24 protein-coding genes and 2 pseudogenes are annotated in these 26,102 nt (G+C 60.9%); 11 read left to right on the top strand and 15 right to left on the bottom strand.

All coding sequences use genetic code 11. The features are described 5' to 3' along the window. Positions 1-120: 120 nt before the first annotated feature. Both GGD62_RS07390 and GGD62_RS07385 read left to right on the top strand, forming a co-directional pair. Complete coding sequence (locus tag GGD62_RS07390; RefSeq protein WP_183707778.1) at positions 121-936, top strand: LuxR C-terminal-related transcriptional regulator; 816 nt, start codon at positions 121-123, stop codon at positions 934-936. Continuing rightward, positions 831-1,925: a hypothetical protein gene (locus GGD62_RS07385; protein WP_183707776.1), complete on the top strand. Its 1,095-nt coding sequence runs from the start codon at positions 831-833 to the stop codon at positions 1,923-1,925. Before GGD62_RS07390 ends, GGD62_RS07385 begins: the two co-directional genes overlap by 106 nt. 336 nt (positions 1,926-2,261) lie before the next feature. Here GGD62_RS07385 and GGD62_RS07380 read toward each other — a convergent pair whose 3' ends face one another. Next, positions 2,262-2,453 (bottom strand): CsbD family protein, encoded by a 192-nt coding sequence (locus GGD62_RS07380; protein ID WP_179737269.1) that lies wholly within the window; start codon positions 2,451-2,453, stop codon positions 2,262-2,264. 202 nt (positions 2,454-2,655) lie between these two features. Between GGD62_RS07380 and GGD62_RS07375 the strand changes: the two genes are divergently transcribed. Next, complete coding sequence (locus tag GGD62_RS07375; RefSeq protein ID WP_179737207.1) at positions 2,656-2,973, top strand: hypothetical protein; 318 nt, start codon at positions 2,656-2,658, stop codon at positions 2,971-2,973. Here the strand turns inward: GGD62_RS07375 and GGD62_RS41810 are convergent. From GGD62_RS41810 to GGD62_RS07360, 3 genes are all read right to left on the bottom strand, one after another. After that, entirely contained in the window at positions 2,957-3,256 is a 300-nt protein-coding gene (locus GGD62_RS41810; protein ID WP_179737272.1) for a hypothetical protein, read from the bottom strand. The two genes, GGD62_RS07375 and GGD62_RS41810, sit on opposite strands and share 17 nt — an antisense overlap. A gap of 114 nt (positions 3,257-3,370) precedes the next feature. Beyond that, positions 3,371-5,494: a glucans biosynthesis glucosyltransferase MdoH gene (gene mdoH, locus GGD62_RS07365; RefSeq protein WP_183707774.1), complete on the bottom strand. Its 2,124-nt coding sequence runs from the start codon at positions 5,492-5,494 to the stop codon at positions 3,371-3,373. Next, positions 5,482-6,993, bottom strand: a complete 1,512-nt coding sequence (locus GGD62_RS07360) for a glucan biosynthesis protein G (RefSeq protein ID WP_179737276.1) — start codon at positions 6,991-6,993, stop codon at positions 5,482-5,484. The genes mdoH and GGD62_RS07360 overlap by 13 nt, the downstream gene beginning before the upstream one ends. A 1,036-nt stretch (positions 6,994-8,029) precedes the next feature. Between GGD62_RS07360 and GGD62_RS07355 the strand changes: the two genes are divergently transcribed. The 6 genes and pseudogenes from GGD62_RS07355 to GGD62_RS07325 all read left to right on the top strand — a co-directional run bounded on the left by GGD62_RS07355 (position 8,030) and on the right by GGD62_RS07325 (position 13,604). Continuing rightward, the gene (locus GGD62_RS07355) at positions 8,030-8,257 is read left to right on the top strand and encodes a hypothetical protein (RefSeq protein WP_179737278.1); all 228 of its coding nucleotides are present in this window, start codon (positions 8,030-8,032) and stop codon (positions 8,255-8,257) included. A gap of 630 nt (positions 8,258-8,887) precedes the next feature. Further along, positions 8,888-9,475 carry an ABC transporter substrate binding protein gene (locus GGD62_RS07350; RefSeq protein WP_246800009.1) on the top strand — a complete coding sequence of 196 codons (588 nt, stop codon included), beginning with the start codon at positions 8,888-8,890 and terminating at the stop codon, positions 9,473-9,475. Between the two features lie 282 nt (positions 9,476-9,757). Beyond that, positions 9,758-10,210, top strand: a complete 453-nt coding sequence (locus GGD62_RS07345; protein WP_179737541.1) for an Hsp20 family protein — start codon at positions 9,758-9,760, stop codon at positions 10,208-10,210. A gap of 78 nt (positions 10,211-10,288) precedes the next feature. Next, a pseudogene (locus tag GGD62_RS07340) lies at positions 10,289-10,617 on the top strand (hypothetical protein). A gap of 986 nt (positions 10,618-11,603) precedes the next feature. Next, positions 11,604-13,190: a lipopolysaccharide assembly protein LapB gene (locus GGD62_RS07330; protein ID WP_183707772.1), complete on the top strand. Its 1,587-nt coding sequence runs from the start codon at positions 11,604-11,606 to the stop codon at positions 13,188-13,190. Between the two features lie 30 nt (positions 13,191-13,220). Continuing rightward, a complete protein-coding gene (locus GGD62_RS07325) occupies positions 13,221-13,604 on the top strand; it encodes a hypothetical protein (RefSeq protein ID WP_179737282.1) in 384 nt (127 codons plus the stop codon). Positions 13,605-13,673: 69 nt separating this feature from the next. On the opposite strand, the gene GGD62_RS41500 is transcribed toward GGD62_RS07325, so the two are convergent. Further along, complete coding sequence (locus GGD62_RS41500) at positions 13,674-13,997, bottom strand: hypothetical protein (RefSeq protein WP_312014257.1); 324 nt, start codon at positions 13,995-13,997, stop codon at positions 13,674-13,676. Next, the gene (locus tag GGD62_RS41495; protein WP_283813270.1) at positions 13,993-14,661 is read right to left on the bottom strand and encodes a LysR family transcriptional regulator; all 669 of its coding nucleotides are present in this window, start codon (positions 14,659-14,661) and stop codon (positions 13,993-13,995) included. Before GGD62_RS41495 ends, GGD62_RS41500 begins: the two co-directional genes overlap by 5 nt. Positions 14,662-14,771: 110 nt before the next feature. On the opposite strand from GGD62_RS41495, the gene GGD62_RS07315 reads away from it, so the two are divergent. Beyond that, complete coding sequence (locus GGD62_RS07315) at positions 14,772-15,188, top strand: lipocalin-like domain-containing protein (RefSeq protein ID WP_179737294.1); 417 nt, start codon at positions 14,772-14,774, stop codon at positions 15,186-15,188. A gap of 456 nt (positions 15,189-15,644) precedes the next feature. Here GGD62_RS07315 and GGD62_RS07310 read toward each other — a convergent pair. Further along, positions 15,645-16,047: pseudogene (locus GGD62_RS07310) on the bottom strand (manganese catalase family protein); the annotation flags it as partial. Between the two features lie 482 nt (positions 16,048-16,529). Between GGD62_RS07310 and GGD62_RS07305 the strand changes: the two are divergent. Next, the gene (locus GGD62_RS07305) at positions 16,530-17,063 is read left to right on the top strand and encodes a DUF1003 domain-containing protein (RefSeq protein WP_179737296.1); all 534 of its coding nucleotides are present in this window, start codon (positions 16,530-16,532) and stop codon (positions 17,061-17,063) included. A gap of 67 nt (positions 17,064-17,130) precedes the next feature. Here GGD62_RS07305 and GGD62_RS07300 read toward each other — a convergent pair whose 3' ends face one another. From GGD62_RS07300 to GGD62_RS07265, 8 genes are read right to left on the bottom strand one after another with little or no spacing between them, the layout of a single operon-like run. After that, entirely contained in the window at positions 17,131-18,183 is a 1,053-nt protein-coding gene (locus GGD62_RS07300; protein WP_179737299.1) for a UDP-glucuronic acid decarboxylase family protein, read from the bottom strand. Beyond that, positions 18,180-19,313, bottom strand: a complete 1,134-nt coding sequence (locus tag GGD62_RS07295) for a glycosyltransferase (protein ID WP_179737301.1) — start codon at positions 19,311-19,313, stop codon at positions 18,180-18,182. The genes GGD62_RS07300 and GGD62_RS07295 overlap by 4 nt, the downstream gene beginning before the upstream one ends. Beyond that, on the bottom strand, positions 19,310-20,398 hold the full coding sequence (locus GGD62_RS07290) for a glycosyltransferase (protein ID WP_179737303.1): 1,089 nt from the start codon (positions 20,396-20,398) through the stop codon (positions 19,310-19,312). The genes GGD62_RS07295 and GGD62_RS07290 overlap by 4 nt, the downstream gene beginning before the upstream one ends. Beyond that, positions 20,395-21,525 (bottom strand): glycosyltransferase, encoded by a 1,131-nt coding sequence (locus GGD62_RS07285; protein ID WP_179737305.1) that lies wholly within the window; start codon positions 21,523-21,525, stop codon positions 20,395-20,397. The genes GGD62_RS07290 and GGD62_RS07285 overlap by 4 nt, the downstream gene beginning before the upstream one ends. Then, positions 21,522-22,631 (bottom strand): glycosyltransferase family 4 protein, encoded by a 1,110-nt coding sequence (locus GGD62_RS07280; RefSeq protein WP_179737307.1) that lies wholly within the window; start codon positions 22,629-22,631, stop codon positions 21,522-21,524. Before GGD62_RS07280 ends, GGD62_RS07285 begins: the two co-directional genes overlap by 4 nt. Next, a complete protein-coding gene (locus GGD62_RS07275) occupies positions 22,628-23,914 on the bottom strand; it encodes a TIGR04295 family B12-binding domain-containing radical SAM protein (protein ID WP_183707770.1) in 1,287 nt (428 codons plus the stop codon). Before GGD62_RS07275 ends, GGD62_RS07280 begins: the two co-directional genes overlap by 4 nt. Then, positions 23,911-24,975, bottom strand: coding sequence for an NAD-dependent epimerase/dehydratase family protein (locus GGD62_RS07270; RefSeq protein WP_179737311.1), 1,065 nt, complete (start codon positions 24,973-24,975; stop codon positions 23,911-23,913). Before GGD62_RS07270 ends, GGD62_RS07275 begins: the two co-directional genes overlap by 4 nt. After that, on the bottom strand, positions 24,975-26,087 hold the full coding sequence (locus tag GGD62_RS07265; RefSeq protein ID WP_183707768.1) for an NAD-dependent epimerase/dehydratase family protein: 1,113 nt from the start codon (positions 26,085-26,087) through the stop codon (positions 24,975-24,977). The genes GGD62_RS07270 and GGD62_RS07265 overlap by 1 nt, the downstream gene beginning before the upstream one ends. Between the last annotated feature and the right edge of the window lie 15 nt (positions 26,088-26,102).

Here is a 26,102-nt window from a genome sequence, read left to right as displayed (position 1 = left end):
ATAGCAGATCGACGTCCCATTGTTCTGCAGGGTTTTGCATCGCTACTCGGAGCGCAGCCCGATTTCGAAGTAGTTGCGTGCTGTCTTGATGGAGCTAGTTGCCTTGCGGCGATTCGTAGCTTGACGCCCGACGTGGTGTTACTGGAGGACGGGTTCACCGATGTAACCGCGTCCGATATCCTCGCTGTCGTGGACGACGAAGCCCTTTCCTCCCGGCTGGTGTTCTTCACTGCGACTGTCGCCTGCGGCAATCTTGCCAGGGCACTGGCGACCGGTACTTGCGGTGCGATTTCGATGAACGCCAAGCCAGAAGCGCTGGTGCAGTTCCTGAGGCTGGAAAAACCGGGGTCAGACCTGGCGAGTGTCGGCAACGAAGCTAATGGTATCGCCTCGTTCGGCAATAATGTTCTGGCGCTTCTGACCGTCAACGAGCGGACGATCATGGATCTCATCGCCGAAGGTTTGTCGGACAGTGAAATTGCTCGGGTGTTCGGTGTCTCTTTGGGGATCGTTAGGACTCACATCGACCACGCGCGCCAAAAGCTTGGAATCAACAGCCGGCACGAGCTCGCCGCGCTGGCACTGTCGCGCCGTTATGGCGCGATGAGTATTCTGACAGCTGCGATCCTGGCAGCGTTGGATGTTCGCCCGGTCACGCCGCAACCGAAAGTTCCACGATCAAGGTCGCAAATGGCGGCGCGGAGATCGTCACCTTTAAAATCAGCCGCAAGGAAGCTGTATCAGGTGGCACCCCGGCCAGAGGCGCGAGCAAGGACCGCGCCGGCGCCGCAACTGGGACGTCATCGTCGACCGGCAAACTCGTCGACCCCGTGGCCGAGGTTGCCGCGAGCCAATTTGCGCAGGCAGCACTCAACGCGCCGAGGCCGGGTTCGAGCAGCTACAGCATCTTCATGGTTGCAGCTTTCGCCGCCTTGATCTACGAGCTCGATGGTGTCAGCCACGCCGCGCAGGCGTTCGATTTCGGCGATGACATTGTCACTTCATCTACCGCAAGCGACGCCAACGGACTGACATCCGCACTTCCCGGCTTCGCAAATTCCGGCGGCACGGCCGTGTACGATAGGGCATTCGAGTTCGCCCAAGGCGATACAATCGCCACAGACGGCAGCGAGCTTTATGTCGGCAATGCCCATGGGGAGGATAGCGGCAGTGCCCGAGAAATTCCTATTCCCCGAGGTTCCGGAACCGTTGATGTTGTTGCGGCGGCCGCGAGCGAAGCCTCGCAAAGTGACCCAACGCAGACAGGCCGGGATAACGGATCAAATCAGGGAACCGATTTGCGCGCTTCCGACAACAGCTCCGAAGCCGCTAAGCGTGAGGCCCCGGGAGACGATTTAAATCACGGTCAATCGCAGAAGGCCCTGCATGAATCCGACAACGCCTCCGGAGCCGCCAAGGGGCACGCCAAGCATGAGGCCCCGGGAGAAGATTCGAATCGCGGACAGGCGTACGGCGATTTGCAGACTTTTGAAGATGGCTCCACGGCCGGCAAGCAACACGCACAGCATCCACAGGCAAGTGATTTAGATACTGGCAAACCGCAGCAGAATATACCAACGGCGTTGGTAAATTCTGCCAACGACGCACATTCGGCCTTGAAGATTAAGACTGAAGGAAGGGGCGGGCCTTCTTCCGAAAACGCAGATCAGGCCAAATCAGCCGTTGGGACCGAGCTTGGCGATTCCTTTCGTTTTAAGAGTGGCGCCGACAATACGTCTTCAGAAATGTATGACCTTCAACAACTGAGCCACGGAAATCGCAAAGCCTATGGAGATGGTCAGCATTCCGTTGCACGCGAGGGGCCGGAGCTGGTCCAGGATGCTGACGGAATTGTTATTGCAGATGCGCACCACGATCACTCATGGCACGCCAATCTCCATGCGGCTCACGATCTGATTGTTTAGCAATTCACTAATCCCACGGCCGGGTCGTGGTTCAAACGCTTTTTTGCCCTGCTGACATCGCAATGCGCAGTTGACGCGATCATCCCCGAGACGCTCAAGTGCTACGATGATGGAGGAATCGAACAGTAGGAAATCGCTGCATTCTGTCTAGTGCTCGACCTGTTCAATCATGCCGCCGCCGAAAGGCGAGCCGGCGCTGCAGAGCGGCACCTCCGATCAAGCGCCGACGGAAGTCCCAACCCCAAGCTTAGAGGGGCCCAGAAAACTTGACCTGGACGTGACAGAAAAGAAAAAGCCGCCCTGCGGCGGCCAGTTTCAGAAACTTCCTTCTTCTATTTATTTCTTGAGGGCGTCAGCGGCATCCCGCGCGGCGTCCTTCACGTCTCCTGCAGCGTTGTGGGCGGATCCCTTGGCCTTATCCATCTTGCTTTCGGCCTCCAGGTCCTTGTCGCCAGTAAGCTTGCCTGCACCCTCTTTGATCGCGCCTTTTGCCTTGTCGGCGGCGCCCTTTACATGTTCACGGTCCATGATCGTTATCCTTTCTTGCCCGAAGACGAACACAACGAAACCGTTGCGCGGTCGTTCCTGCGAGACGCGCACCTCTCGTGCACATCAAGATTTGGCCGTGCCGGCGGGCGAAGAACATAGATTGCGTTCGATCCTGCAAGCTTCTGCGTGAAATGTGTCAACGCTGCGGTCGCAAGTGTTCACCAGTGCGGAAATGTTCGGGATGCGCACGTTGATGAAGCGGCGGGGCCTGGGAGAAACAGCCACGCGATACCTATCTCTGGTATTGCTCATCGTACTGCCAGTTATATCGATACCTGCTGCCGCCCAGCAGAAAACCGAGGCGACGTCACAATCCGGTGTTGCTCAAAATGTGCAAACTGAAGCTGATAAAGGCGTAAAAGCCCGCAATTCCGGCAAATCCGGCTATGTTGGCGATCAGGACCTGCCTGGCGCGGCTTCTCATGCAGCGGGCGAGACAACCAACACGGGCGGACTACAACGGGTAGCAGTGCGCCAGTTAGTCAATCAAACATCATAGCTCGCAGGCCGACTACAACGCTTCCTTGAAGGATGGCTCTGCGCCAAAGAAATAGCCGCCTTTGACGACCGCCTTGGAAGAGAGATCGCCGGCCATCTGTCAGCGGCACCATGAACCAGCTATGAGCGAAGATATAGCGGGGAGAGAGGCGAAATGCTTCTTTGAAGTGGGCTTCAGTCTCAGCCCTGCGACCCATATACAGCTTGGCGCCGCCAATTTGCGCCTCGGCCAAATTGCAATCCAGCGCCAACGCTCTTTCAAACTCAGCGATGCCCTGAACCACGCGGTTGGTGCAGACTAGCACGCACCCCAAGGCCAGGCATAGGCACGCAAACTTTCGGACTACTTTCTATCCTGGTTCGAGCCCAGGCCTGGTCTCCAGTCGCTTGGGGCGTGTTCATCCCTTCTGGAGCACAGCCGACAAGCCTGGACCATCGTTCAAGATCGAAAAAACTTCCCGCGGCGACAGATGGGCAGCCGCCTTCTCGAAGCTATCGCTCGCATCGATCTTAGCGCGGCCGACCGCCAGGTTGGCGTCGATCATGTCGGGACGGGCGGCGCGAGGAGGCGGCAACTGCGCGAGGTGGAAGGCTAAGAGCGCGGCGCTTTCGCGCAGCTCCACCAAAGCGGGTTTGATGCCGATCTCCGCCACCGCGCCCAATTCGTTGGCCCGGAGCAGCACCGCAGGCGGCTCTCGGTCTTCAGGAGTGACAAACAGCTGGCTGGACGCGGGCTTGGCCGTCAGCGCTCCGATGGGAACGGCGAACAGCAGTCCAATGATGACTGGCGACATCCACAGCAGAAGGGGCAGCGAAACGGCGTATGCGCTTGCCGCCATCGCAATGCCGCACAAGGTCGGGATGCCGTACCTCCGATAGAGCTCGCGGCGCTCCACCGTGCCGTCGTCCCGCCTTTGCGTCTGCCAGCCGGCGTCGCGGCCGGCCAGAATCTCTACGACCGCGATCGATTGAAAGATCATCATCACTGGCGCCATCAATGCGGAGACGATCACCTCCGCGAAAACTCCGGCCGAGGCACGCAACGCGCCGCCGAATTGACGTCTCACCGAGCCTCGCATCCAAACGAGTGCAAGGCTGAGCAGCTTCGGCAAGAGCAGAAGTCCCATCGTTGCGACGAACACCCAAATGGCGAGCACGGGATCCTGGGCGGGCCAAGTCGGAAACAACGAGAAACCCTTCGGAAAATACTCCGGACGCACGAAGCGAGCCTGCAACGAGGTCAGCATCCCTAGCAGCAGGAACAGCAGCCACAGAGGTGCTGTCAAATATGCCCCGATCCCCACCATAAAATGCAGGCGCGACACCCAGTGGAGACCGCGAGCAGGCACGACAGCGAGATGCTGAAGATTGCCCTGACACCAGCGTCGGTCCCGCGCCGCGAAGTCGAGCAGCGAGGGTGGTACCTCTTCGTAGCTTCCGCCGAGCGTCGGCTGCATGTAGATGCCCCATCCGGCCCGCCGCATCAGCGCAGCCTCGACGAAATCATGGCTTAGGATGTGCCCACCGAACGGCTTGCGCCCGCGCAGCTGTGGCAGCGCCGCCGCTTCGGCGAACGCCTTCACCCGGATGATCGCGTTGTGACCCCAGTAGTTGCCTTCGGAGCCGTGCCACCAGGCGACGCCGGCGGCGATCATCGGCCCGTACAGCCGGCCCGCGAATTGCTGGACGCGGCTGAACAGACTTCGCGCGTTGACGATCATCGGGAGTGTCTGGACGAGCCCGGCGCTCGGATTGCTCTCGATGGCATGGACCAATCGGACAATGGTCTGCCCGTTCATGAGACTATCAGCGTCGAGCACGATCATGAAGTCGTAGACGCCGCCGAACCGCGTGATCCACTCGGAGATGTTGCCGGCCTTCCGGGCCGTGTTGTCGGCGCGGTGACGATAGTATAGCCGCGTTCCCACGGCCTGACGCAGCGCGAGCAGAGCTTTCTCTTCCGCGACCCAGATATCCGGATCAGTGCTGTCGCTCAGAACGTACCAGTCGAACAGCTTTCCGTGCGAGGTCGTCTCCAAGGATTCAAAGATCGCACGAAGCCGCGCGGCCAATCGATGCGGGTCTTCGTTATAGGTGGGAAGCAGCATGGCGGTGCGGCTTGTGATGGTCAGCAGTTCCGCGCCGGGCACCAAGGCGCCTTCGTCCCGACGATGGGCCAGCAGCACAAAAAAGCCGGCGAGTGAGGAGGCGAACGAAAACGCAACCCAAGCGAGCAAGACCAGGAAGATCGCCAGCACCATGGCTTCGAGGACCGTGACGCCGCCGACCTCCAGCACGCGATACATCTCGTACCCGCCCGCGCCCGTGAGCACGGCCGTCGAGAGCAGAATCAGGCCGCGCCGCCCAGCCATCGTGGTGGCAATCGGCGCAGGAGCACGGTCCGAGGCCGGGTTCTTTCCGAGGTCGCCAGGAGCCATCGGAAGCGGCGACTCGCGCGGCAGCAGGCGTTGGTTCGTGATATCGCCCCCTGTCGATCGCGTGGCTCGGCTCAGGGTGCCCATCGGTAGACCCAGACTTCGGACAAGGGCTTGTCGCCCTCGGTCAGAAACGCCCGCAGTTCGATCGGCTCTCCTTTCACTTGGCACTGGAAGCTCAGCCGCCATCCACCCGTATAGGGGTTGGGCTGCGTGACGATGTTCTTCACCTCGGACTTATCAGCCTTCACCACGCCTTTGACGCCGGCAGGATCGATGCCCTTCAGATTCTCACCGACCAGGTCGAGGACGAAGAGGCGCGTGTCCTCGCCCCTCGCGCCTATCCCGCTTCGCGTGAAGCGGGCGAGCGAATGCGCCTTCGGGCTATCCGGCCCCCAATGCAGTCGATAGGTGTAGTTGTGTTCGCCCTTGGCCTGAAGCGGGTTCTTTGGCCACCAGAATGCGGCGATGTTGTCGTGGACCTCTTCCTTGGTCGGGATCTCGAACAGCATGACGCCGCCCTCGCCCCAATCCCCGATCGGCTCCATCCAGAGACTCGGGCGTTTTTCGAAGCTGGACTCGATGTCCTGATAAGCGAAGAAATTTCGCTCTCGCTGCATCAGCCCGAATCCGCGGGGATTGAGATCCTTAAAGGTGCTGATCTGCAGATCGCGGGGGTTGCTTAGCGGCCGCCAGAGGCTTTCGCCCTTCCCATTGAAGATCGCAAGGCCGTCGGAATCGTGGACCGATGGCCGGAAGTCGTCGATGTCGTTGCGGTCGTTCGGACCGTAGAAGAACATGCTGGTCATGGGCGCGAGCCCGGCCCGCTGAACTTCGACGCGCGGGTAGACCGACATTTCGACGTCGAACACAGTGGTTTCGCCCGGCCGCACGGTGAAGCGGTAGCTCGCCGCGCAACTTTTGCTATCGAGCAAGGCATGGACGACCATCGAGGTCGCGCCCGGCGCCGGCCGCTCGAGCCAGAACGCCTTGAACAGTGGAAATTCCTCCCCCTTGGCTTCGCCGGTATCGATCGAAAGTCCTCGGGCGGAGAGCCCGTACGTCTGCCCCTTGGCCACGGCTCGGAAATAGCTCGCGCCCAGGAAGACGCAAACCTCGTCGTAATAGTCGGCGCGATTCAAGGGCACGTGGATGCGGAAGCCGGCGAACCCGAGGTCAGCCTCCTCGAACGCCGGGACCTTCTCGCCAAATGAAAAGTCTTCCTTGCGGTACTTGAGTTCGGTGGCCCTTCCGTCCACGACCTCGAAGATGGTCACCCGGTTTTTGTAGAAGAAGCCGCGATGGAAGAACTGCGCTTCGAACGGAAGTTTCTTACCGCGCCATAGCGCGCGTTCGGGCAGGAAACGGATGGAACGGTACTGATCGTAATCGAGATCCTTCAAGCCGCTCGGCAGCTTCTCGTCCGGCGCCTCGTGGGGTTTGCCCGCCAGCATACGGGCGAGGTCCCTCACGGTGGAGGGACCGAACGCGCCCTCCGGCAGGCCAGCAGCAGCGAAACTGCTCCGCGAAGCGAGCAACAACGCCGGCAGCAACGCCGACCCTCGAACAAGCTGGCGTCGGTTCACGGGTTCTCCTACTCGCTACTGCTGTTGCGGCCAAGCAACGGCCACCGCGCCCGCGAGTTCCACCCGACCGGCCATCCCTGGCGGGAAGCTGCCCAATCACGGGCGTCCGCCGGAAGCCGGGGTTCCGGGTGCCTCAAAACGAGCTCCTTGATCAAGTTCAACGGCTGCGCGCCGCGATCAATGCGGCAGGCGCCGCGATCGCGCGGGGTCAATTACCGCCAGAAACGGGACTCGCGCATGCGTTCGCGATTTGCCCGGTCTCTTGCTATCAACGTCCTTGACTTCCGACGCGGTCGCGCAGTCTGGCGTGAGGGCTGTCCACGGTAACAATGGCTGATGGCAGCCCCAACGGTAAGAGGGACAGAGGCCGTTGAGCCTGTAGTGGATCGATAACGGGCGCGGAACTGGCCGATTGCCAAGTTTCCAGTGCCATTCATCAACGTCTGATCAAGCTGCCTTGGCCCCCCTGCCAGCGGCCCCAGCTCCACGCACCTCTGGAGTTGGGGCTTTTTTTAACCGAGACTAGCGCGCACCTGTTCGAATGGATCCCTTCGCCAAGCTTGCAGGCACCAAAGTTAGGTCAACCGCGATCCTGAGCGGACATGTCGTTTCTGCTCCCCTTTCGGCGAACGCCTCTGACCTTCACGGATGCCCGCTGAGCGCCGCTTGACCCATTGCAGACATGCTCCCCTATCATCCTAAGGGAGTGGACGATGTGTACACTTTAGCACACTTTAAGTCAGCGGCCCATTCGGAGGAGTAGGCTCTTCTCATGGAAAGAGAACTTCGCCGCCTCGAACGGAACGCCCGTCATCAAGCAGCTATGTCTGCTGACGAGCGCACAAGGGCTGCACTACTAGAAATCGCTGAAGAATACCGTTTGCGCGCGGAATTCTTGGAATCGGGGAACCGCCAGCCGGGTTGACTCCCCCGCGCCTGAACAACACTATCTGCCATCATCGCCCGGTCCGTGGCTTCAATCGGTGACTGAGAGACCCGTTGTGCTCCCTCCTATTCAGATAGGGAGCAGAGGGTCATGCCGATTTCACGCATGGTTACGAACATCGATCTCACCGGCGAACAACAACACGTTCTTGAACTGGCCTTCAACCACGCCCTCCGCAAGTTGGAATTGGTAGATCGAAGCGATCCGCTCTGTGATCTCCTCGCCAAGAGGATGATCGAAATTCATATGCGCGGCGTTACTGATGCGGTAGCATTGGCCGAAATCACCGTTCGAGAAATCAGAGCGTCGAAACCGTAGGAACTCTTGGCCCGCGGCTCAGATTGGCCGCCTCCCTGGGGCCAAGCGCACGTCAGTCAACGTATCTCGTCTCGGTTAGATCGGTTTTGTAACGTGACGCCCCGCATTAGCGCGGGTAACCTCGCTCTATGAGCGAAACATGAGCAACCTCCTCGAACGAGCCGACGAAGCCATTGCTGAGAGCCGAAGGCTGCAAAGGCAGAACCAGTCCCTCATTGCAGAGAGCCGTTACTGGTTTCAGCACCGAGCGGGTGAAGGTCCACCCCCCAAGTAGTCCTGAGAGGACCGAGTGAAGGTCCGCTTGTGGCCCTGAGCCGAACAACGAACGCGCCGTCGCCACGTCGGCTGTTTAAGGGAGACCTGACCTTGCGCGAGTGCTGAGCAGCTTTTGACCCCAGCCGTCCTGCGCCACGCTCCGCATTTGCGACGCAGCATTTGCACACGCTGTGGGTACAACCATCGAAACGTGATACTCTGCGGAACCGGCGGGAGTTCATAGCGGGCACCGCGGCAATACTCGTTTCGCCAAGGCGTTCGGGGGCGCAGGGGATACCTCGGCGAATTGGTTTCCTCGGCGCTTGGGCGGATGAGCCGGCTAGCGATCCAGCTCACGCCGCATGGCTCAGGGGCTTGCGCGAGAAGGGCTGGATCGAGGGCAAGAACCTGCTTGTCGAATATCGTTATGCCCGGGATCGACTGCCAGCTTTAGCCGCCGAATTGATCGCTCTAGCTCCCTATCTGCGCGAACTGGTCCCTGGCGCCTCGAAGGTTGCGATCCTAGTCAATCCGGATAACCCCATACACCGGTTGGCATTAGCCGAGGAGATACCCCGCACAGCGCGAGGGTTAAGCATGGCTCTGCCGATTGTCGAGGCAACCAAGGCCGAAGAACTCGACACCGCCTTTGCCTCGGCCTCCGCCCAGCGCGCCGTTGCAATCATTGTCCTTGGCGATTATTTGACTGTTTTCGAGTCTCCGCGAGTGATCGCACTTGCGGCCGAACCTCAACTGCCCGCGATTCATCTCTTTCGGCAATTCGCCAATTTGGTCGTCTACGGTCCTGATTTAGCCGACATCTGGCGTCGTGCAGGCAGCTATCTCGATAAGATCCTCAAAGGCACCAAGCCTGCCGATCTGCCGGTAGAGCAGCCAACCAAACTCGAACTCGTAAGAAGACTGCCAAGGCGCTTGGCCTCACTGTGCCGCCCTCGCTGCTGAGCCGTGCTGACGATGACGAGGTGATCGAATGAAGCGCGGTTTGCTGCGATGCGTGAGTCCGGAAGTGGCCCATCGGCGAAGTTGCGTAACTTGCACGACAACAGCGCCCGTTACAGCGCTAAAATTTTTCGTCACCCTCCTGAAACTTTTTTGCTCGTGGCAGATTTTTTGATCGCCGCAGACATGGCGGCGGGGGCGCCTTCGGGGCCCCGCAATCAAGGCGGGCGCCGGAAGGTGTCCGGGGCCAGCTCGTATCCAACTTGCTCTTTGGAGGACTTGGCTATGAGGTATGATTGGACTCCCCTGTGGAGGTCGACCATTGGGTTCGACCACCTGTTTGACGTTCTCGACGAGGTCCAGCGGACCGCCGAAGAGACTTATCCCCCTTATAACATCGAGCGGCTCGACGAGAACCGCTTCCAAATCTCGGTGGCGCTCGCCGGCTTCTCACCGGACGAGGTGGGCCTTACGATGGAGCGGAATGTCCTGACGTTGGAAGGCCATAAGGCCGAGAAGGACGAGAAGACCTTTCTGCATCGCGGAATGTCGACACGATCGTTCAAGCGCCAGTTCACCCTGGCTGACCACGTCGAGGTCAAAGGCGCGCACTTCGAGAACGGTCTGTTGGTCATCGAGCTTCAACGCGAGATTCCCGAGGCCATGAAGCCGCGGCGCATCGCCATCGCTGGCGCAAGCGCCGGGCAAGTCAAGCAGATCGAGGGCAAGGCCGCCTGACCTACCCGCGGCTGGGTTCCGACCGTCGCCGCGCGGGTGCGCGGCCACCTTAATGCGTCTTATGATGGGAGGTTAGCCATGCGGACGACGCCCGCACGCGACAACGTCTTCGATTTCAATGCTCTTCTTCACCCCGGCGCGGTGTTCTCGCATCCGGGCGAGGTCGTCGCTGACCCGAATTTGAGTCTGGCCGAGAAGCGCGCCATCCTTGCGTCATGGGCCTCTGATGCCTCGGCGATCGCGTCCTGTCCAGCGTTACGCTCGCCGGACGGACTAACGGAGCCGGTTCATATCGACGAGATTCTGGAAGCGCTACGCGCGCTAGACGGAAACGGACCGCGCAACCCAAACCCGCCGGGGGTAAGCCGATGCGTCTGCGCTCGACCGAACGTTGCGCAGCGGCGTGAGCGAGGGTCTGCAAATGATTCCATGATTGACGTCACACAGTTGCTTCCAGGTCGCTTCTATTGGGTCCTTGTGCGCTCAAGCACGAAAACTCCCGAGTGGCAGCCGGCACGCTTCACCGGCGCTACTTGCCAAGGCGACGGCGCCACGTGGGACTTCATCGGCTTCAATCGCGACGTCGGTCATCATTTCGTCGAGGTCGTCGACATCGGCGCAGAACTACTGTCCCAAACGGTCGCGTTAAGATGCCTACGAAGCCTAGCGACAGCGCAGCTATCGATCCGCTGCGCGGATTCCCTATGTCTGTACAATCGCTGCGGCCCTGGCCTTTCTGCGGCGGTTCGGAGGTTTGAATCAACGGCGACATCGATCCAAAATTCGTAGTATGTAAGGAATGTTCAGCTTTCGGGCCCAATGCGCCGACCGTTAGGCAGGCGGCCGAGCGCTGGAACAAACGCATCAGCCCCTAAGGCGAAGTCAACCCTCCGGCTATCTAGCTCTCAATCAGCGGCCGAACAACCAGGCTTAGAGCGTGGCGGTCGCCGCTGCCGCGCGCTGTGCCAAGAGATCATCTCGTCCATCACCTGTTTGCCACGCGCAAATCCGCCAACGTGCCTGCTCCGCGCCGCTCAATCTCCGCATACGGGATTCAGCCGCAGCGATGTCCGCTCGTGGCCCGTGGCTGACCTTCGATTACGGCCCAGAGACGTCCGGTTTTGGTAGATGCCGAACTTCGTCGAGCGAGCTGCCGAGAGCTGGATTTGCCGCAAAGGCGACGTGATGCGTCGCAGTTTGACTGCGCCAACTTGCGCAACATCTTCTGCGCTTCGGCGACGAGCTTGGCGCAGGTCCAATGTCAGGACAGCTGACGTGCCACGCCGGCCAGGTCCGTCTCTGGTTTTTTCCGAGACGGAATTCCATAGTTGGCCTGAGTGAACAGGTCTAGAATGCGCGCCTCGCAAGGTTAGTTCTCGCGTGGAGGCAGGTCATGATGAAGACGCCATTCGCACTCGTGGCTACGGCTGTGTTGGGCTTTTCGTTTGCGCAACCTTCGTTGGCAGAATCGGACAGCGATCAGCTCGGCACGGTGCATTTCGAAACGTCGTGCAAGCCAGAGGCGCAGAAGCTTTTCGACCGCGGGATGCTGTACCAGCACTCGTTCTGGTACCGCGCGTCGCAGCACGCGTTCGGAGATGCTCTGAAGGCCGATCCGGAGTGCGGCATCGCCTATTGGGGCATTGCCCTCAGCCTCTTGTGGAATCCTCACGTTCCCACCCCCGCGAAAAACCTCGCCGAGGGCGCTGACGCGATCGCAAAAGGGAAGCTCATGGGCGCGAAGACCCAGCGCGAACGTGACTACCTCGATGCGCTCAGCGCCATGTACGCCGACCACGACAAGGTCGATCATCGTACGCGCATGCTGGCTTACGCCAAGGCCATGGAGCAACTTGCGCAGCGCTATCAAGACGATGACGAAGCGCAGATCTACTATGCGCTGGCCCTAAACACCTCGGCGTCGCCGGCCGACAAAGCCTATACCAACCAGCTCAAGGGTGCGGCAATCCTTGAGCCGATCGCAATACGTCAGCCCCAACATCCCGGCGTGGCGCACTATTTGATCCATCTTTACGATTATCCGCCAATTGCCGAGAAAGGGCTCGAGGCTGCGCGACGCTACGCCAAGGTCGCACCAGCGGCCGCACACGCCCAGCATATGCCGTCCCACATCTTTACCCGCGTCGGTTACTGGAAGGAGTCGATTGCTTCCAATATCGAATCGTCGCGTGTGGCGAGAGCGGACAAAGAGGGCCACGATCAGCTGCATGCAATGGACTACCTGGTCTACGCCTATCTGCAACTCGGGCAGGACGAGAAGGCAGCAGCCGTTGTCGAGGAGATGAAGGGGGTCACGGGCTTCACCGAGACTTTTATCGCCGGGCCATACGCGCTGGCCGCCTCGCCGGCACGCTATGCAGTGGAGCGCGGCGATTGGAAGGCTGCTGCGGCGCTTGAGGTTCGTCCCAGCCCGCTGCCTCACGTGCAGGCGGTAACCTATTTCGTGCGGGCGCTGGGCGCCGCCCGTGCGGGCGAACCAGAAGCCGCCAAGGCCGATATCGCCAAACTCGCCGAACTGCGCGACAAGTTGCGTGCCTCCAGGGACACCTATTGGGCGGAACAAGTCGAAATTGAGCGGCAGGTTGCGACGGCCTGGCAGCTTTACGCCGAAGACAAACGTGACGCTGCGCTGAACGCGATGAGTGCCGCCGCCGCTGCCGAGGACAAGACGGAGAAGCATCCGGTCACGCCGGGAGTGCCTAAACCGGCGCGCGAACTCTATGGAGAAATGCTGCTTGAGAGCGGCAAGGCCAATGAAGCACTTGGGGCATTTGAAGCAACGCTGGGGAAGGAGCCAAACCGGCTCGGCGCTTACGTAGGCGCAGCCAGGGCGGCGGAAAAGTCCGGCGAATCCAACAAGGCTCAGCAATACTATAACAAGGTCATAGCGATCGCTGATGCAGCCGATAGTACCCGAACCGAAGTTGCCGAGGCGCGGGCATTTGTGATGAAGCGCTGAGAAACGGGCACGTGAGGCATGGGAGCACACGTGAAATCAATATTGCTGGCGATCATTCTGGGCGCTCTTGCGAGTGCGGGACACGCTCAATCGCTCCAGCTTGTCGGATATTCCGGCCACCTCGGCGAATGGGAGTTGACAGCCACCGTCACGGAAGCGGGCTCCGACCACGTCATAAAGGAATACTCCGGACCATTGACGATGAAGCACGTCGGATTGTGCACTCAGGATGGTCCGGAGGAGAGGGTCGGCGAAATACGCCTTCGCATGTCAGTGTTGACATCGCAATTGAACGCGACGTTTTCGTTTTCTGGTGTCGAATGCACCTATAGCGGACGGCTGTCAGATTACTACACAGGCACAATGAATTGCCCTGATCAGCAGCCGGTTCCGCTCAAGCTCTGGGTAAAATAGTTGCGTCGGGAAATAGCCTGGTTCTTGGGGGAAGGAACGGGCACTGCGCTGATCGCGAGTTAAGAGAAGTCACACCTCGGCAGTTGCAGAACGGCGCGTCGGAGCGCTGACGAACGATTTTGCGATCGCATGTGCCCGGTCGATGAAAAGCTGAACAACCGGGCTGACGGTGCGGTTCTTCAAACGAAAGATGGCGATCGGCATTGGTTGGATAAGCAGATCGATCGGCAGCACCTTGAGCGAGCGATGCTGGGTGGTAAACCACAGCACCGAGTCATGGAGAATTGTCAAAAACCGTCCGGTCCCCAGCAAATGCAAGCGCAGCTGCGTCGAGAATGAGGTGATGCTCGGCTTGGGTAATTCCAAACCATGTGCGCAGAAGCCTTTCTCAATATATGAGTTGACGACACTGTTCGTGGGGAAAGATATCCAGGGGTTCGTTCATCAATTCGGTTAGCGTGATCTTGCGGCGGCGAGCCCATCGACTATCTGCACTTGCCACAAGGCGGAAGGCGTCCTGGCAGAGAACGTCCACGGCCACGTCCTCCTCGGACACTGGCTTGAAGAGGCGCCCCAGCAGCAGATCAACGCTGCGCTCCCGCAACTCTCGAAACTCCTGTTCGCCGGGCTGCGCTGCGATTACAGACACGGACACTTTGGGATATCGCCGGGACAGCTCATCGAGAACGGCAGGCACAAATCCGGCCATCAATGACTCTGGAACGCCGATCCGGACTTCTCCGGCTGTCGGATCGGCCAAAAATTCGATGTCTTTAATTCCTTGCTTCAGCTCATCGAAGATTACGTCCCCGCGCTTAAGTAATGCCCGAGCGTAAATCGTAGGCTCGACACCTCTTCGGCTTCGATCAAGAAGGCGTACTCCCAACGTGCCCTCCAGGCTAGCGATCGCCTCTGATACTGCAGGCTGAGACATTCCGAGATAAGCCGCACCCTTGGCCATACTGCCTCGGTGAACCACGGTAAAAAGGATGTGCAGGTCCCGCAATTTGAGCCGACGACTGAGGCGGCTCTCCCAGTTCAGGATCGGGCTGGCCATCGACCTTCCCTATACCGATAGAGGAAAATTCCCGGTTCTCTTTATATCAAATCGCGCGGACTATGCAGCCGCACTCTCGCGTGCCCCCGTTCAGCGAGGAGGAAAGCGCCATGAGCCGGCTTGGCACATTCGCATTGACCGCTATCGCGCTTCTATGGCTTGTCTTGCCCTCGGGCGATGCGGCCGGACAGCACGAAGCGTTAAAAGAGCAACTCGTCGGCACTTGGGCCTACGTGACGGTCGATGTTGTCCGTCCCGAGGGTAGTCGAGTGCCGCTGTACGGCCCAAACCCGTCAGGCCTCGCAAGCTTTGATGCCAACGGCCGCTATCTGCTGCTCACTGCCCGCACTGGCATACCCAAATTCGCTTCCAACAATCGCAATGAAGGCACCGCCGAGGAGAATAAGGCCGTTGTGCAAGGCTCAATTGCTCACTTCGTCTCGGAGAGAATGCCCACCTGCGGCGCGCCGATGCGCGCTTGCCACTGCCCGCGCGAGGCGCTGTGCCGCCACTGCTGGAGGCCGTAGGCCACCGCATCCGCGGCGCTGCCGAATTGATGAATCGCTGGCTTGAGCTCCCTGACGTTCTTCCCAAGCGAAGCGCCCATTGACTAAAGGCGGCGGGGTCGTGCGGATCGATTGTGGGATGCGGCTCGTGCAAATGTCTCGGCTGCGCCTCAATTCGTGTGTGTGCTGTTAAAACAGCGATTGTGAATGGTTGCTCTGCTTAGATCTGTTGACCATGAGGCGCCGTTAACTTTCGTTATGAAGCGGATCTTCGGGCGACAGCCGAAGTACGCAACGAGCATCCAAAACCGGGCGAGGTCGTCAGAGTAAACTGAGTAAGCAACTGGACAAGGCCAAGCTGGGCCGACATTCCTCGCCGCGCGCCTCTGCCCATTCAACGATCGTCCGAGATCAACCTTAGTTGTTGCATATCCTCATCAAATTAAGAAAAGAAACGCGATGGGATTTAAGCGCAGGCGGACCCTCGCAATAGCGGCCGGTTTGCAGCGAGCCGCTGCGCTCGATGCCCATAAACATGTATCTGGACTCAGTCGCTTCCTTGCTGCGATCGAAGCTGTTCGGGATCGGCAGGATGCTTCGGCTCCCATCTCCTCGATCACCGCAAGTCACTGCTGCTGGTGCATCGTGTCGTGCGCAATGAGGTAGCTCAGCATGTCCTGCATGCCGGTGTCGCTCGTCGAATTGTAGAGACGTCCGACGAGCGTGCGTCCGGTGGATTTGGCCGCGACGTTGCAATACATGTCGGCCCGAGATTGCAGCTGGCGTAGATGTGCGAGCAGTCGAACGGCACGCCTTCGCAATTGGCTGGGACCGACAGGCCGGTCGAGAGCAAATGCCGATGCAACATTCCCTCAACGACGACGCCTCGGGTCGTCACCGACTTTTAGCTGGGATGCGAAGACAAGTAGCAATCGGTTGCCCAGCAATCGACCTTGAATATCGACGAACGTCTTATGTATGCCGTGAGGAATCCAGGTTAGCAGTTTCGATGTCGGTCCTGATCTTGTCGCAGGCAAAGCTCGACAACGAAGAGGCGATAGCCAACCACGTTGAGGACTGTTTTCATTTGAAAACAGCCGCTAAATTATTGAACTTATTAGAAGGCATTTGAGCCCCTTTTCCAGACCCGCTTTGAAGTCATTGAAATCACGCAGGTGTTGGTTCCGCCATTCGGAGGTTCGATCCTTCCCGCAGCAGCCAGCCTCGAGGTCGCGGCTCTATCTTGTAGCTCCATCTCGCCGAGGTCTTGCACGCCGGACGTCGGCCTCGCGGTAGTCAATTGCGCGACGTCGGGGCAGCCAAGCTATAGGAACCGCCCGCCGGGGCGCCGGTTTCCACGTCATGAAGAAGCCCTTAGCGCCCCGTCCAAAAGCTGCACCCGGGCTGACGCCGGCTCTCGAGCGGAATATCCACGCTCTGGTCGAACGAAGGAAGCGCGAGCAATCCGACGCGTCTATTCAGCAAAAGGTCGCCGATGCGATTACTTCGTTCACCGGCAGCATGCAGTTTGTTTACCTGCACTTATTCGCTTTTGGATTTTGGATAGCCGCAAACCTCGGATGGCTTCCAGGAATTGTGCCATGGGATCAGAGCTTTGTAGTGCTCGCTATGATTGCCTCTGTAGAGGCAATCTTTCTTTCGACCTTTGTTCTGATCTCTCAAAATCGTATGGCGGCCGAAGCGGATAGAAGAGCGGAGTTGGATCTGCAGATCAGTCTCCTCACCGAACATGAGATCACGAAGGTGGTCGCGCTCCTGGATGAAATGGCCCGAAAAATGGAGATAGATTCCCGGCAGAACGAAGAGCTTCAGGAAGCCGCCTCAGATATCGCGCCGGAGCGCGTTCTCGACAAGATCGAAGAGAGCAAGGACTAAGCGGGCGCAACAGCGCTCCTGCCGCAAGCCGCCAGAGCCGGAATGAGCGCTTCTGGCTCTCAGCTGGCTATTCGGGACTGAGCAGGCTGCGCGCCGGACCTCTCTTTCGCTGCGCGAGAGCTGGCACGAGCGCCGGTGGCTCGCCCGCGATGCGCATTGCGAAATAGGCGATCGTGGCTTGAAGACCATCCTTCAGTGCCACCCGCGGGCGCCATCCCAACAGCCGCATAGCGGTGTCAATGACGGGCTTGCGGCGCTTTGGATCGTCTTTTGGCAGCGCCTCGAAGCGGAGCGGCGAGGCCGAGTCCGTATACGTCAGAACCTCTCGGGCTATAGCTTCGATCGTCACCTCGTGCGGATTGCCGAGGTTGCAGGGACCGGTCACCGATGAGGAGCTTTCCATCAGCAACTGGAGGCCTCGCACGAGATCATCGACGAAGCAGAAGCTTCTGGTCTGCGTACCGCCACCATAGATCGTAATCGGCTCCCCGCGCAGGGCCTGCACGATGAAGTTGGAGACGACACGGCCATCGTTCTCCAGCATGCGTGGGCCGTAGGTGTTGAAGATGCGCGCCACCTTGATCTCGGTCTCCCGCGTGCGGTTATAGTCGAACATCAGTGTTTCGGCGGCGCGCTTGCCCTCGTCGTAGCAGGCTCGTGGCCCGATTGGGTTGACGTTGCCGAGATAGGATTCCGGCTGTGGGTGCACCTCCGGATCACCGTAGACTTCGCTCGTGGAAGCTTGCAGGACGCGGGCACCCTTCCGGTGCGCGAGCTCGAGCAGGTTGATGGTACCGAGCACGCATGTCTTCATCGTGCCGACCGGATCCTTCTGATAATGCCGGGGCGAAGCTGGGCAGGCGAGGCTGTAAATGCGGTCAATTTCCCCGTCGATCTCGATCTCCTCCTGCACGTCATGCTCGATGAACCGGAAGTTCGGATGGTTCAGCAGTGGCCTGATGTTGTCGATGCTCCCCGTGAAGAGATTGTCAAGGCAGATCACGGCGTTGCCATGTTGCAAAAGAGAATCGCAGAGATGAGAGCCGATGAAGCCGGCACCGCCAGCAATGAGCGCGGTCGGCGAGCGGCGGAGCGTAGGAATGCGGGTCTGGAGTTTCATTGCAGGCTCTCTTCGGCGACTTGAAAGGGACGGCTGGCGGCAGGCCGCGAGGATTTGCGGCGGCGGTGCGCGGCTGCTTCGGCGTAGTAATCCTCCAGCTGGCAGGCCCGGTGATCGGCGGTGTGACCGGTCAGAACGCGTCGGCGAGCGCATTCCGCAATAGTGCGCCGACGCTCCTCGGGCATGTCGCGCAGGATCTCGATGACGTCGCGCGGGCTTGAGGCCAGCAGGATTTCCCGCGACGGTGCGAAGATTGTTTCGATACCCGGCCAATGGTCAGAGATCACGGGCGTGCCGCAGGCAGCGGCTTCGAACAGGCGAACGCTCGGCGAAAAACCCAGCGCACGCATGTCGGCGCGGGTCGCGTTGAGGGTGAATCGCTGTTCCGCATAGAACCCCGGGTGCTGTTTTGGCGCGAGGTGCTCGATCCGCACGACATTATCGGGCCAGACGATATCAGCGGGATATTGCGCCCCTGCGACCGCGAACTGCTCTGACGACAGCGTGCGCGCCGGGGACAGGAGCAGCTGTTCGAGGATGGACTGCCGGTCCTCACTATAGGTCCCGAGATAGCCGAGGGCCCATCTAACCTCCGCCTGTTGCGGAGCGTAAGCCACAGTGTCGGCGCTGCAATAGAGAACCCGGGCCATCGGGCTTCCATACCGCTCCTCGATCATGTTGGGCACGGGCCCGCCGGCGAATGACAGATAGAGGTCGAAGCGTGGGATCATTGCGGCTGACAGGTAGTTCAGGCCTTCGTCGAGCCTCGCGAGCGTTACGGGCGTGTCGATGTCATAGAACGCGGTGATTCCCCGCGCCTGACTCGTGATCCACTCGGAAACGGCAATGCCGTCGGGCACATAAGAACCGATGATGACGAGGTCGGCGCCCCGGATCAGCTTACCGAAGCGGCGAGGCACGTCCTTCAGCGACTGGTAAAGCTCGACCGTCCACGACGACGGCTTGGTCAGATCGCGATGCTCGCGATACCAGGGGACGTCGCGCTCGAGGAAGGTGACATGGTGACCACGTCGCGCCAGGCCCTCGATCAGGGCGCGATAGGTCGTGGCGTGACCATTGCCCCACGACGATGTGACCGAAAGACCGACGACGACGATACTGAGGTTCATTCTGCTGCCTCGATGCGCGAGCTGCTTCCGACAAAGAGTTGGTTGAACTGGCGGGCGCGATGCCAATAGGTGTGTTGGCTCAGGACGCGTGCGCGGGCACGGTTGGCGATCGCGGCGGCGCGATCGGCGCAGAGCGCGCTGAGATGGCCCGCCACCTCAGCTCCACTCGCAGCCACCAGCACCTCGCGATCCGGCTCGAGAAAATGGTCGATACCCGGCCATTGATCGGTGATCAGGCAGGCGCCGGCCCCGATCGCCTCGAACACCCGCGTCGGCGGCGAGAAGCCGTAGCGCGCCATGCTGTCGCGATTGACGTTGAGGGTGGCAAGTCCGGAGCCGAAGAAAGCGTTGTGCTCGCCGGTGCCGACATGACCGATCTTGCGGAGATTGCTTGCCGTGTCCTTGGTCTCCCAGCCGGAGCCGCCGAGCAGGAACGACTTGTCCGGCAGCGCGAGTGCGACGTCGAGAAAGAAGTGTTCGACCCGCTGTTCGCGATCAGGCAGGCGGTTTGCCAGCAGGCTGAGATCGCAGGCGAAGTTCGGTCTTGGCGGGAACGGAAAATGCGTCTCAGGATCAAGCGCGTTGTAGATAGGCACGCAGTCCCGCACGCCCATGGCGCGGTAAGCCGACACGACGCCGTCGCCGCCGCCGTAGGTCAGCACCATGTCGTAGGAGGGAATCGCACCGCGCAGATGATGGCTCGGATCGTTCGCCATCGCTTCGAGAGTGGCGGGGGCATCGACATCCCAGTAGATCCGTAGGGTCCGGGCGGGCAGGGCCGCAACCGCGATCTCCAGCTCCTCATCGAAGACGCCGACGCCGCTGGCCTTGATCAGCATGTCGGCCGATCGCGCCGCCGCATCGAGAGAGCCGCGCCAGCCATCGGACGTTGCGGGGTAGACGACGACCCTAGCCCAATCGGGATCGGCGATGTCGCGATGGGCCTGCCGCTCGAACGCGTCGGGCTCGAAGAAGGTGATGTCGTGTCCGAGCGCCGCAATCTGCTTGAGCATGCCGCGATAATAGGTGGCGGCACCGTTCCAGTAGGACGAGACGAGGCTGGATCCGAAGAAGCAGATCTTCATGCGGAGGCTCCACTGTATCGCAGAGGCCGGGACGAATCGTCAGAGGCGCGAATGGCCTCCACAATGCCCACGAGCTGTTGCGCGCGATGACGGCAAGTATGGCGCTCGCGGATCGTCCGCAGCCCCGCGACCAGCATGGCGGCGGACATTTCCCGATCATCGAGCACGGAACGGAGCGCGCGCTTCATCTCTTCGCCACTGGCGGCCTGGAGATAGGCGCCGTCAGGAAACAGGCCTTCCACGTCGGACCAGGGGGCCGAGACCAGGGGAATGCCGCAGGCGAGCGCCTCGAACACCCGAATGGTGGGGATGCCCGGAAGCGAGCGCACATAGGGCCCGCGAGGAACGTGAACGGTCGCGCGCGCTCCCGCGAAGGCGACCGGCGCCCAGTGCGCCGGCAGCCAGCCTCCATAGCGGATGCCCGCGGCCTGGATGGTCTGGAGAGCGGCATCAGAGTAGCGAACGCCGTAGACGCTCGCGCTCAACTTCAGTTCAGCAACGGGCTCGACCAGAAACTCGTTGAGTTCGGCGCTGCGTTCGCCGTCGCCCCAATTGCCGATCCAGACCAGATCGTCGGTGCGCTCGATATGCGGCAAGGGGTGATACATGGTCGTGTCGGCTGCCTCGTGCCAGGTATAAGCACGGTCTGCCCAGCCGAGATTCATGTAGATCTGACGAAGCACCTCGCCGAAGGCGAGCACGCCGTCGAACGCGTCGAGGTCGAAGTGCGCGAGCTCGTCCGGCGCGGTGACCGCCCGATGATGGGTGTCGTGGAACAGCAGCGTGAAGGGGGCGCCGTGCGCGCGGCTATATCCGATCTGCCCGATCACGTCGGGCGAATTCCATTCGTGCACGACGACGAGATCGGCACCATCCAGAGCCTCATCGAAATCGAGTGAAGCATCGTAGCGACGAATGGAGATGCCGGGGAAGAGCCGGCCGATGTCTTGCAGGGCCTGACTGCCGCTTTCGCGGATGGCATTCAACCGGCTCCAGCCATCGACCGGCTCGAACACCACGACCTCGTGGCCGAGTGCATGCAGCTCGCGGGCATAGCCGCGCAGGAAATGGGCGTTGCCGTTGTTCCAGCAGGAGGTGAATGCGTGGTAGAACAGAACGCATTTCATGCGCGCACCTCGATCTGACCGGCTTGCGTTGACCTGCGATCAGAGGCGTGCAGCCCCTCGTAGAGCTTGAGATAGGCGCTGGTCGTGCGCGCCAGGGAATAGGTCAGGGAATGTTCATACGCCGCGCGTTGCAGGCGCGTCCTTTCGAGATCATCGGCGCAGAGTTTGACGAGGATTCGGTGCAAGGCCTGACTGTCGCCGGCATCGAAGAACAGCGCTGCTCCGCTCCACAATTCCCGGAACGTTGGAATATCCGACAGCACGAGCGCGCAGCCGGCGGCGGCCGCCTCCAGAACGGAGAGGCCGAACGGCTCGTACAGCGCTGGGCTGACGAAGATTGCTGCGTGTCGGAGATGTTCGCGCAGGGCGCTGTGCGGCAATGGACCAAGCCAGGCGATGCCGAGGGGATCCATCTCGGCCGGGCCCGCGACCTCGACCGGCCAATCCAGTCCTGGCGCAGCCTCAGCCAAGACTTCGATATTCTTGGCACGATCCCACAGGCGGCCGGCCGCGAAGATCAGCTCCCGCTTTCGGCTTGGCGCGGCGCCAGCCGCAATCCCATTCCAGATCACGGCGCCGGGAGAGCGCGGGTGATAGATCTCAACGATGTCATCGTGAAAGGACTGGCTCGGGCAAACCCATGCCTGCGTATTGTTGAGCGCAGCGGCCACCCGGTCCGTGTAACGCGCCCATCGGGGCTCCCCGAGCCATGCCGAATCCTGGCAGGCCAGCGCCCATGAGTTGACGCAGGAATGCGCGACGAGAACGGTCGGCGCATGCCACGGCAGGGTTGCCTCCCGAAAACTGTTGAGGTGGGCGACGTCGGGCCTGAGCCTCGCTTCGAGGCCGGCGAGGACACGTTCGGCCTTGGGAAAGTCGCGTCCTTCCGGATCTTGCCACTCCAAAGCGAGGTCGGTTTCGACGAGGCGGACTCGAGAGTCGCGCAGCATCTCGCGCTGGTCGGCGCGCGCGGGCGGGCCCATGGTTGCCAAGGTAACTTCGGCGCCCGAGGCGGCAAGGCTCGCGGCGAGGGCGCAGGAATAGGTCCATACGCCCCCGACGGTGTCGGTCGTCATCAGGATTTTGATGTCCGCATCTCGGCTCATGGCGCCACCGGATGTTCGAGGGCATCGAGGGGCATCGGCCGATCGTTCTGAACGTCGCTGAACTGGTCGTACATTCCGAGATAATGCCGGTGCGCGCGCTCCCAGGCGAAATCGTCGGCTTCGCCCCACAGCTTTCGGTAATCCGGCGAGCCGGGATAAGGGTAGAGCGGGACTGGGTCGTTGGCCCAAATGCCGGCATCCTGCATCTTGCGGCGCCAGCGCTGCACCACGGGATCCTCGTCCTCGGGCACCTCGATCAGATTGGCCTGTACGAAGGGGACGTGGCGCCGGGCCTCGACCAGCCGGTCAGCAAGCTGATCGGTGGTCATCTTGCAGTTCTTGGCGAGCGCCGCCCGTCCCTCGACCGTGAGGCTCTCGATTCCAGCCTCGATCGAAACGCAGCCGGCGCGGCCGAGCAGCGCGAGCATGTCTGGCTTCCAGAGATCGATCCGCGTCTGCACGCCGAATTTGATGCCGCGCGTGCTCAGCCCTTCCAGCAGTTCTGCATTCGGAAGGAATATCTCGTCGATGAAGTAGATATATTCGACGCCTTGGCCGCGCAGGCTGTCGATCTCATCAAGGATGATCGCGGGAGGGCGCTTGCGGTAGGCGTTGCGGAAATTCTCCTTGGCGCAGAACGTACAGTTGTAGGGGCATCCCCGCGAAGCCTCGACCTCCGCGCCGGGGCCGACCGGCTCGGCGTCGAAACGGTGATGGTGGTGATGATGACGCCGGATCATCTCGTCCGGCCAAGCGAGCGCCGGCTGATCCCTGAACTCGACAGCTTGAGGACCGCCATTGACGCGGATTGAGCCACCGTCGGCAAAGCACAGACCGGGAAAGTCTCGCTCGCCGTTTGCGAGCCTCAACAAGGATCCTTCGCATTCGCCCATTACGACCAGGTCGACGCCGAGCTTCCTGAGCGCCGCCCGTGGGGTCGTTGAGCCGTGCGGACCTACTGCGGCCAGGACTGGCGCGAGATCCCGCGCCGCCGATGCGAGCTCCTGCGGAACGCGCAGCTCCGGTGGCGCGCAACGCCAGAACAGATAGGTCGGCGCCGTCGTGATGACGATCATGTCGGGCTCGAATGCACGCAGTTCGGCCTCGATGTCCCGCAACGACAGATCGAACATGTGCGCATCGAGCAACAGCGTCCGGTGCCCGGCCGCTCTCAGATAATGCTCGGAGATGCCGAGCTCGAGCGGAAGGTGGGAGGACCGGCACCCGAAATAGATGCTGCCGCCGAAATCCCAATTCGGATTGATCAGGGCGACGCGCCTCATGCCAGGGCCTCGCGGTTACCCCGAGCTGCTCCAAAACGACTGTCGAGCCAGGCGTGGAGCGAGCGGAGGCCCTCCGTCAGCGAAACCCGCGGTGCCCAACCGAGTGCGGTCGACAAAGCACGGTTGTCGGTGACGTACCAGGGCTGATCGCCCGGACGCCAATCGGCAAAGCTGTAAGCGATTTCACGACCGGCCAGTTCCGTGATATGGTCGATGAGCTCGCGAAGGCTGACCGCGTTGGCGGGCCCGCCGCCGAGATTGAATACGCGTCCCCGCGCTAGCGCGATGCGATCGAGCACCGCGAGCCAGGCCGCGGCGGCATCCGACACGTGCAAGGCGTCGCGAACCTGATAGCCATCACCATAGATCGTCAACGGCTTGCCGCGGATCGCGCTCAGCAGGAAGTGCGCGATCCAGCCCTGATCCTCAGTGCCGAACTGGCGGGGGCCGTAGATGCAGCTCATGCGCATCACCACGGTCTGGAGCCCGTAGACTCGCGCATAGTCATGGACGTACTGATCGGCGGTTCCCTTGGAGCAGCCATAGGGGCTGTAGAAGTCGAGGGGCGCGTTCTCGGAGATGCCGTCCGCCAGCAGGGCGCTAGTGGGCGTATAACGACGGCCGGTGAGGGCGATCTCACTGTCCTCGATCAGGCGGCCATAGACCTTGTTGGTGGACGCGAATACGATCGGCGCGGTGCTGTTGTGAAGCCGAACCGCTTCGAGCACGTTCAGGGTGCCGCGTGCGTTGATCTCGAAATCGGCAGCGGGATCGCTCACGCTGTCCGTGACGGCGACCTGAGCTGCCAAATGCAGCACGGCGCGGGCATCGCGTACGGCGTCGATCACCGGGATCAGCTCGCGGACGTCGGCCACTGCGATGGTGATGAGGTCGCCGTGCCTTGATTTCAGCCATTGCGCGTTCTCGCGCACGCCCGCGCGAGCTAGATTGTCCAGCACCAATACACGCTCGCCGCGCTTCGCCAGCCGGTCGGCAAGATTACAGCCGATGAAGCCGCAACCTCCGGTGATTAGCACGGGCCTGCTATCTTGCTCATTCATCACGCAACCAACCCTCGTTGTAGCAGCTCCTGCGTAGCCCGCTCGGCCTGGTCGTCGGCAACCTGGTCTGCGAGATAATCCGCGAGTTCCTCCAGGCCGTCCTTGAAGGACACATGCGGCTCGAAGCCGAGAAGGTCGCGCGATTTGCCGATGTCTGCGAAGCAGTGCCTGATGTCGCCGGCGCGGTATTTGAGCGTGATCTCGGGCGCGATATCGCTGTGTCCCATGACCTCGGCGAGGTCCTCGGCCACCGACAGGATGGTGCGGCTTTGGCCCGAGCCGACGTTGAAGACATCAAGCGCATGTTCGGCTTCCAGCGCGATGCGGCAGGCACGGGCGACATCATGCACGTGAACGAAATCGCGACGTTGCTCGCCATCCTCGAACACGAGCGGGGGGCGCCCGTTGAGGAGCCGCGCGGCGAAGATGGCAAGCACGCCGGTATAAGGATTCGACAGGGCCTGACGGGGGCCGAAAACATTGAAGAAGCGCAGCGCGACGGTCGGAATACCGTAAGCCTTGCCGGTGATCAGGCACATGCGTTCCTGTGCATACTTGTTCAGCGCATAGACGGAGCTGAGTGAAGGCAACTTGGTCTCCGGCGTAGCCACGGGCTCGAGCGGATGCCCGGCTGTGTCGCGCAACCCCCATTCCCCTCGGCGGAGCTGTTCGATTGATCGTTCGTCGCAGGCAACGACGCTTTGATCGGGCCTTCGATAGAGGCCTTCGCCATAGATGCTCATGGACGAGGCGACAACCAGCCGCTCGACGGGGCGCTTCGACAAGGCTTGGAGCAGTACGGCGGTGCCCAGCTCATTCGTCCGCACATAGGGCTCAATGTCGTACATGCTCTGGCCGACGCCGACGGCGGAAGCAAGATGCAAGACCATGTCGGCGCCGCGCAGCGCGTGGTCCACGGACACGCTGTCAGTGATGTCCCCAACAATGAGCTCGGCATCTTCGGTGAGATAGGAGGGACGCTGGCGGTTACTGCCGTGAACCTGCGGCGAAAGGTTGTCGAGCAGACGGACTTCGTAGCCCGCCGCCAGAAGAATGTCCGTCGCATGAGAGCCGATGAAACCCGCGCCCCCCATAATCAATACCCGCGTCATTCACCGCTCCGTGCA

The sequence above is a fragment of the Bradyrhizobium sp. ERR14 genome (assembly GCF_014198235.1).
GTDB lineage: Bacteria > Pseudomonadota > Alphaproteobacteria > Rhizobiales > Xanthobacteraceae > Bradyrhizobium.
This window is presented reverse-complemented; position numbering and strand designations above follow the sequence as displayed.

Coding starts and splice junctions, on each gene's coding strand:
- GGD62_RS07380 (WP_179737269.1), bottom strand. CDS start 2,453: ATGGACCGTGAACATGTAAAGGGCGCCGCCGACAAGGCAAAAGGCGCG.
- GGD62_RS07375 (WP_179737207.1), top strand. CDS start 2,656: ATGCGCACGTTGATGAAGCGGCGGGGCCTGGGAGAAACAGCCACGCGA.
- mdoH (WP_183707774.1), bottom strand. CDS start 5,494: ATGGGCACCCTGAGCCGAGCCACGCGATCGACAGGGGGCGATATCACG.
- GGD62_RS07355 (WP_179737278.1), top strand. CDS start 8,030: ATGCCGATTTCACGCATGGTTACGAACATCGATCTCACCGGCGAACAA.
- GGD62_RS07345 (WP_179737541.1), top strand. CDS start 9,758: ATGAGGTATGATTGGACTCCCCTGTGGAGGTCGACCATTGGGTTCGAC.
- GGD62_RS07330 (WP_183707772.1), top strand. CDS start 11,604: ATGATGAAGACGCCATTCGCACTCGTGGCTACGGCTGTGTTGGGCTTT.
- GGD62_RS41495 (WP_283813270.1), bottom strand. CDS start 14,661: ATGGCCAGCCCGATCCTGAACTGGGAGAGCCGCCTCAGTCGTCGGCTC.
- GGD62_RS07315 (WP_179737294.1), top strand. CDS start 14,772: ATGAGCCGGCTTGGCACATTCGCATTGACCGCTATCGCGCTTCTATGG.
- GGD62_RS07305 (WP_179737296.1), top strand. CDS start 16,530: ATGAAGAAGCCCTTAGCGCCCCGTCCAAAAGCTGCACCCGGGCTGACG.
- GGD62_RS07300 (WP_179737299.1), bottom strand. CDS start 18,183: ATGAAACTCCAGACCCGCATTCCTACGCTCCGCCGCTCGCCGACCGCG.
- GGD62_RS07295 (WP_179737301.1), bottom strand. CDS start 19,313: ATGAACCTCAGTATCGTCGTCGTCGGTCTTTCGGTCACATCGTCGTGG.
- GGD62_RS07290 (WP_179737303.1), bottom strand. CDS start 20,398: ATGAAGATCTGCTTCTTCGGATCCAGCCTCGTCTCGTCCTACTGGAAC.
- GGD62_RS07285 (WP_179737305.1), bottom strand. CDS start 21,525: ATGAAATGCGTTCTGTTCTACCACGCATTCACCTCCTGCTGGAACAAC.
- GGD62_RS07280 (WP_179737307.1), bottom strand. CDS start 22,631: ATGAGCCGAGATGCGGACATCAAAATCCTGATGACGACCGACACCGTC.
- GGD62_RS07275 (WP_183707770.1), bottom strand. CDS start 23,914: ATGAGGCGCGTCGCCCTGATCAATCCGAATTGGGATTTCGGCGGCAGC.
- GGD62_RS07270 (WP_179737311.1), bottom strand. CDS start 24,975: ATGAATGAGCAAGATAGCAGGCCCGTGCTAATCACCGGAGGTTGCGGC.
- GGD62_RS07265 (WP_183707768.1), bottom strand. CDS start 26,087: ATGACGCGGGTATTGATTATGGGGGGCGCGGGTTTCATCGGCTCTCAT.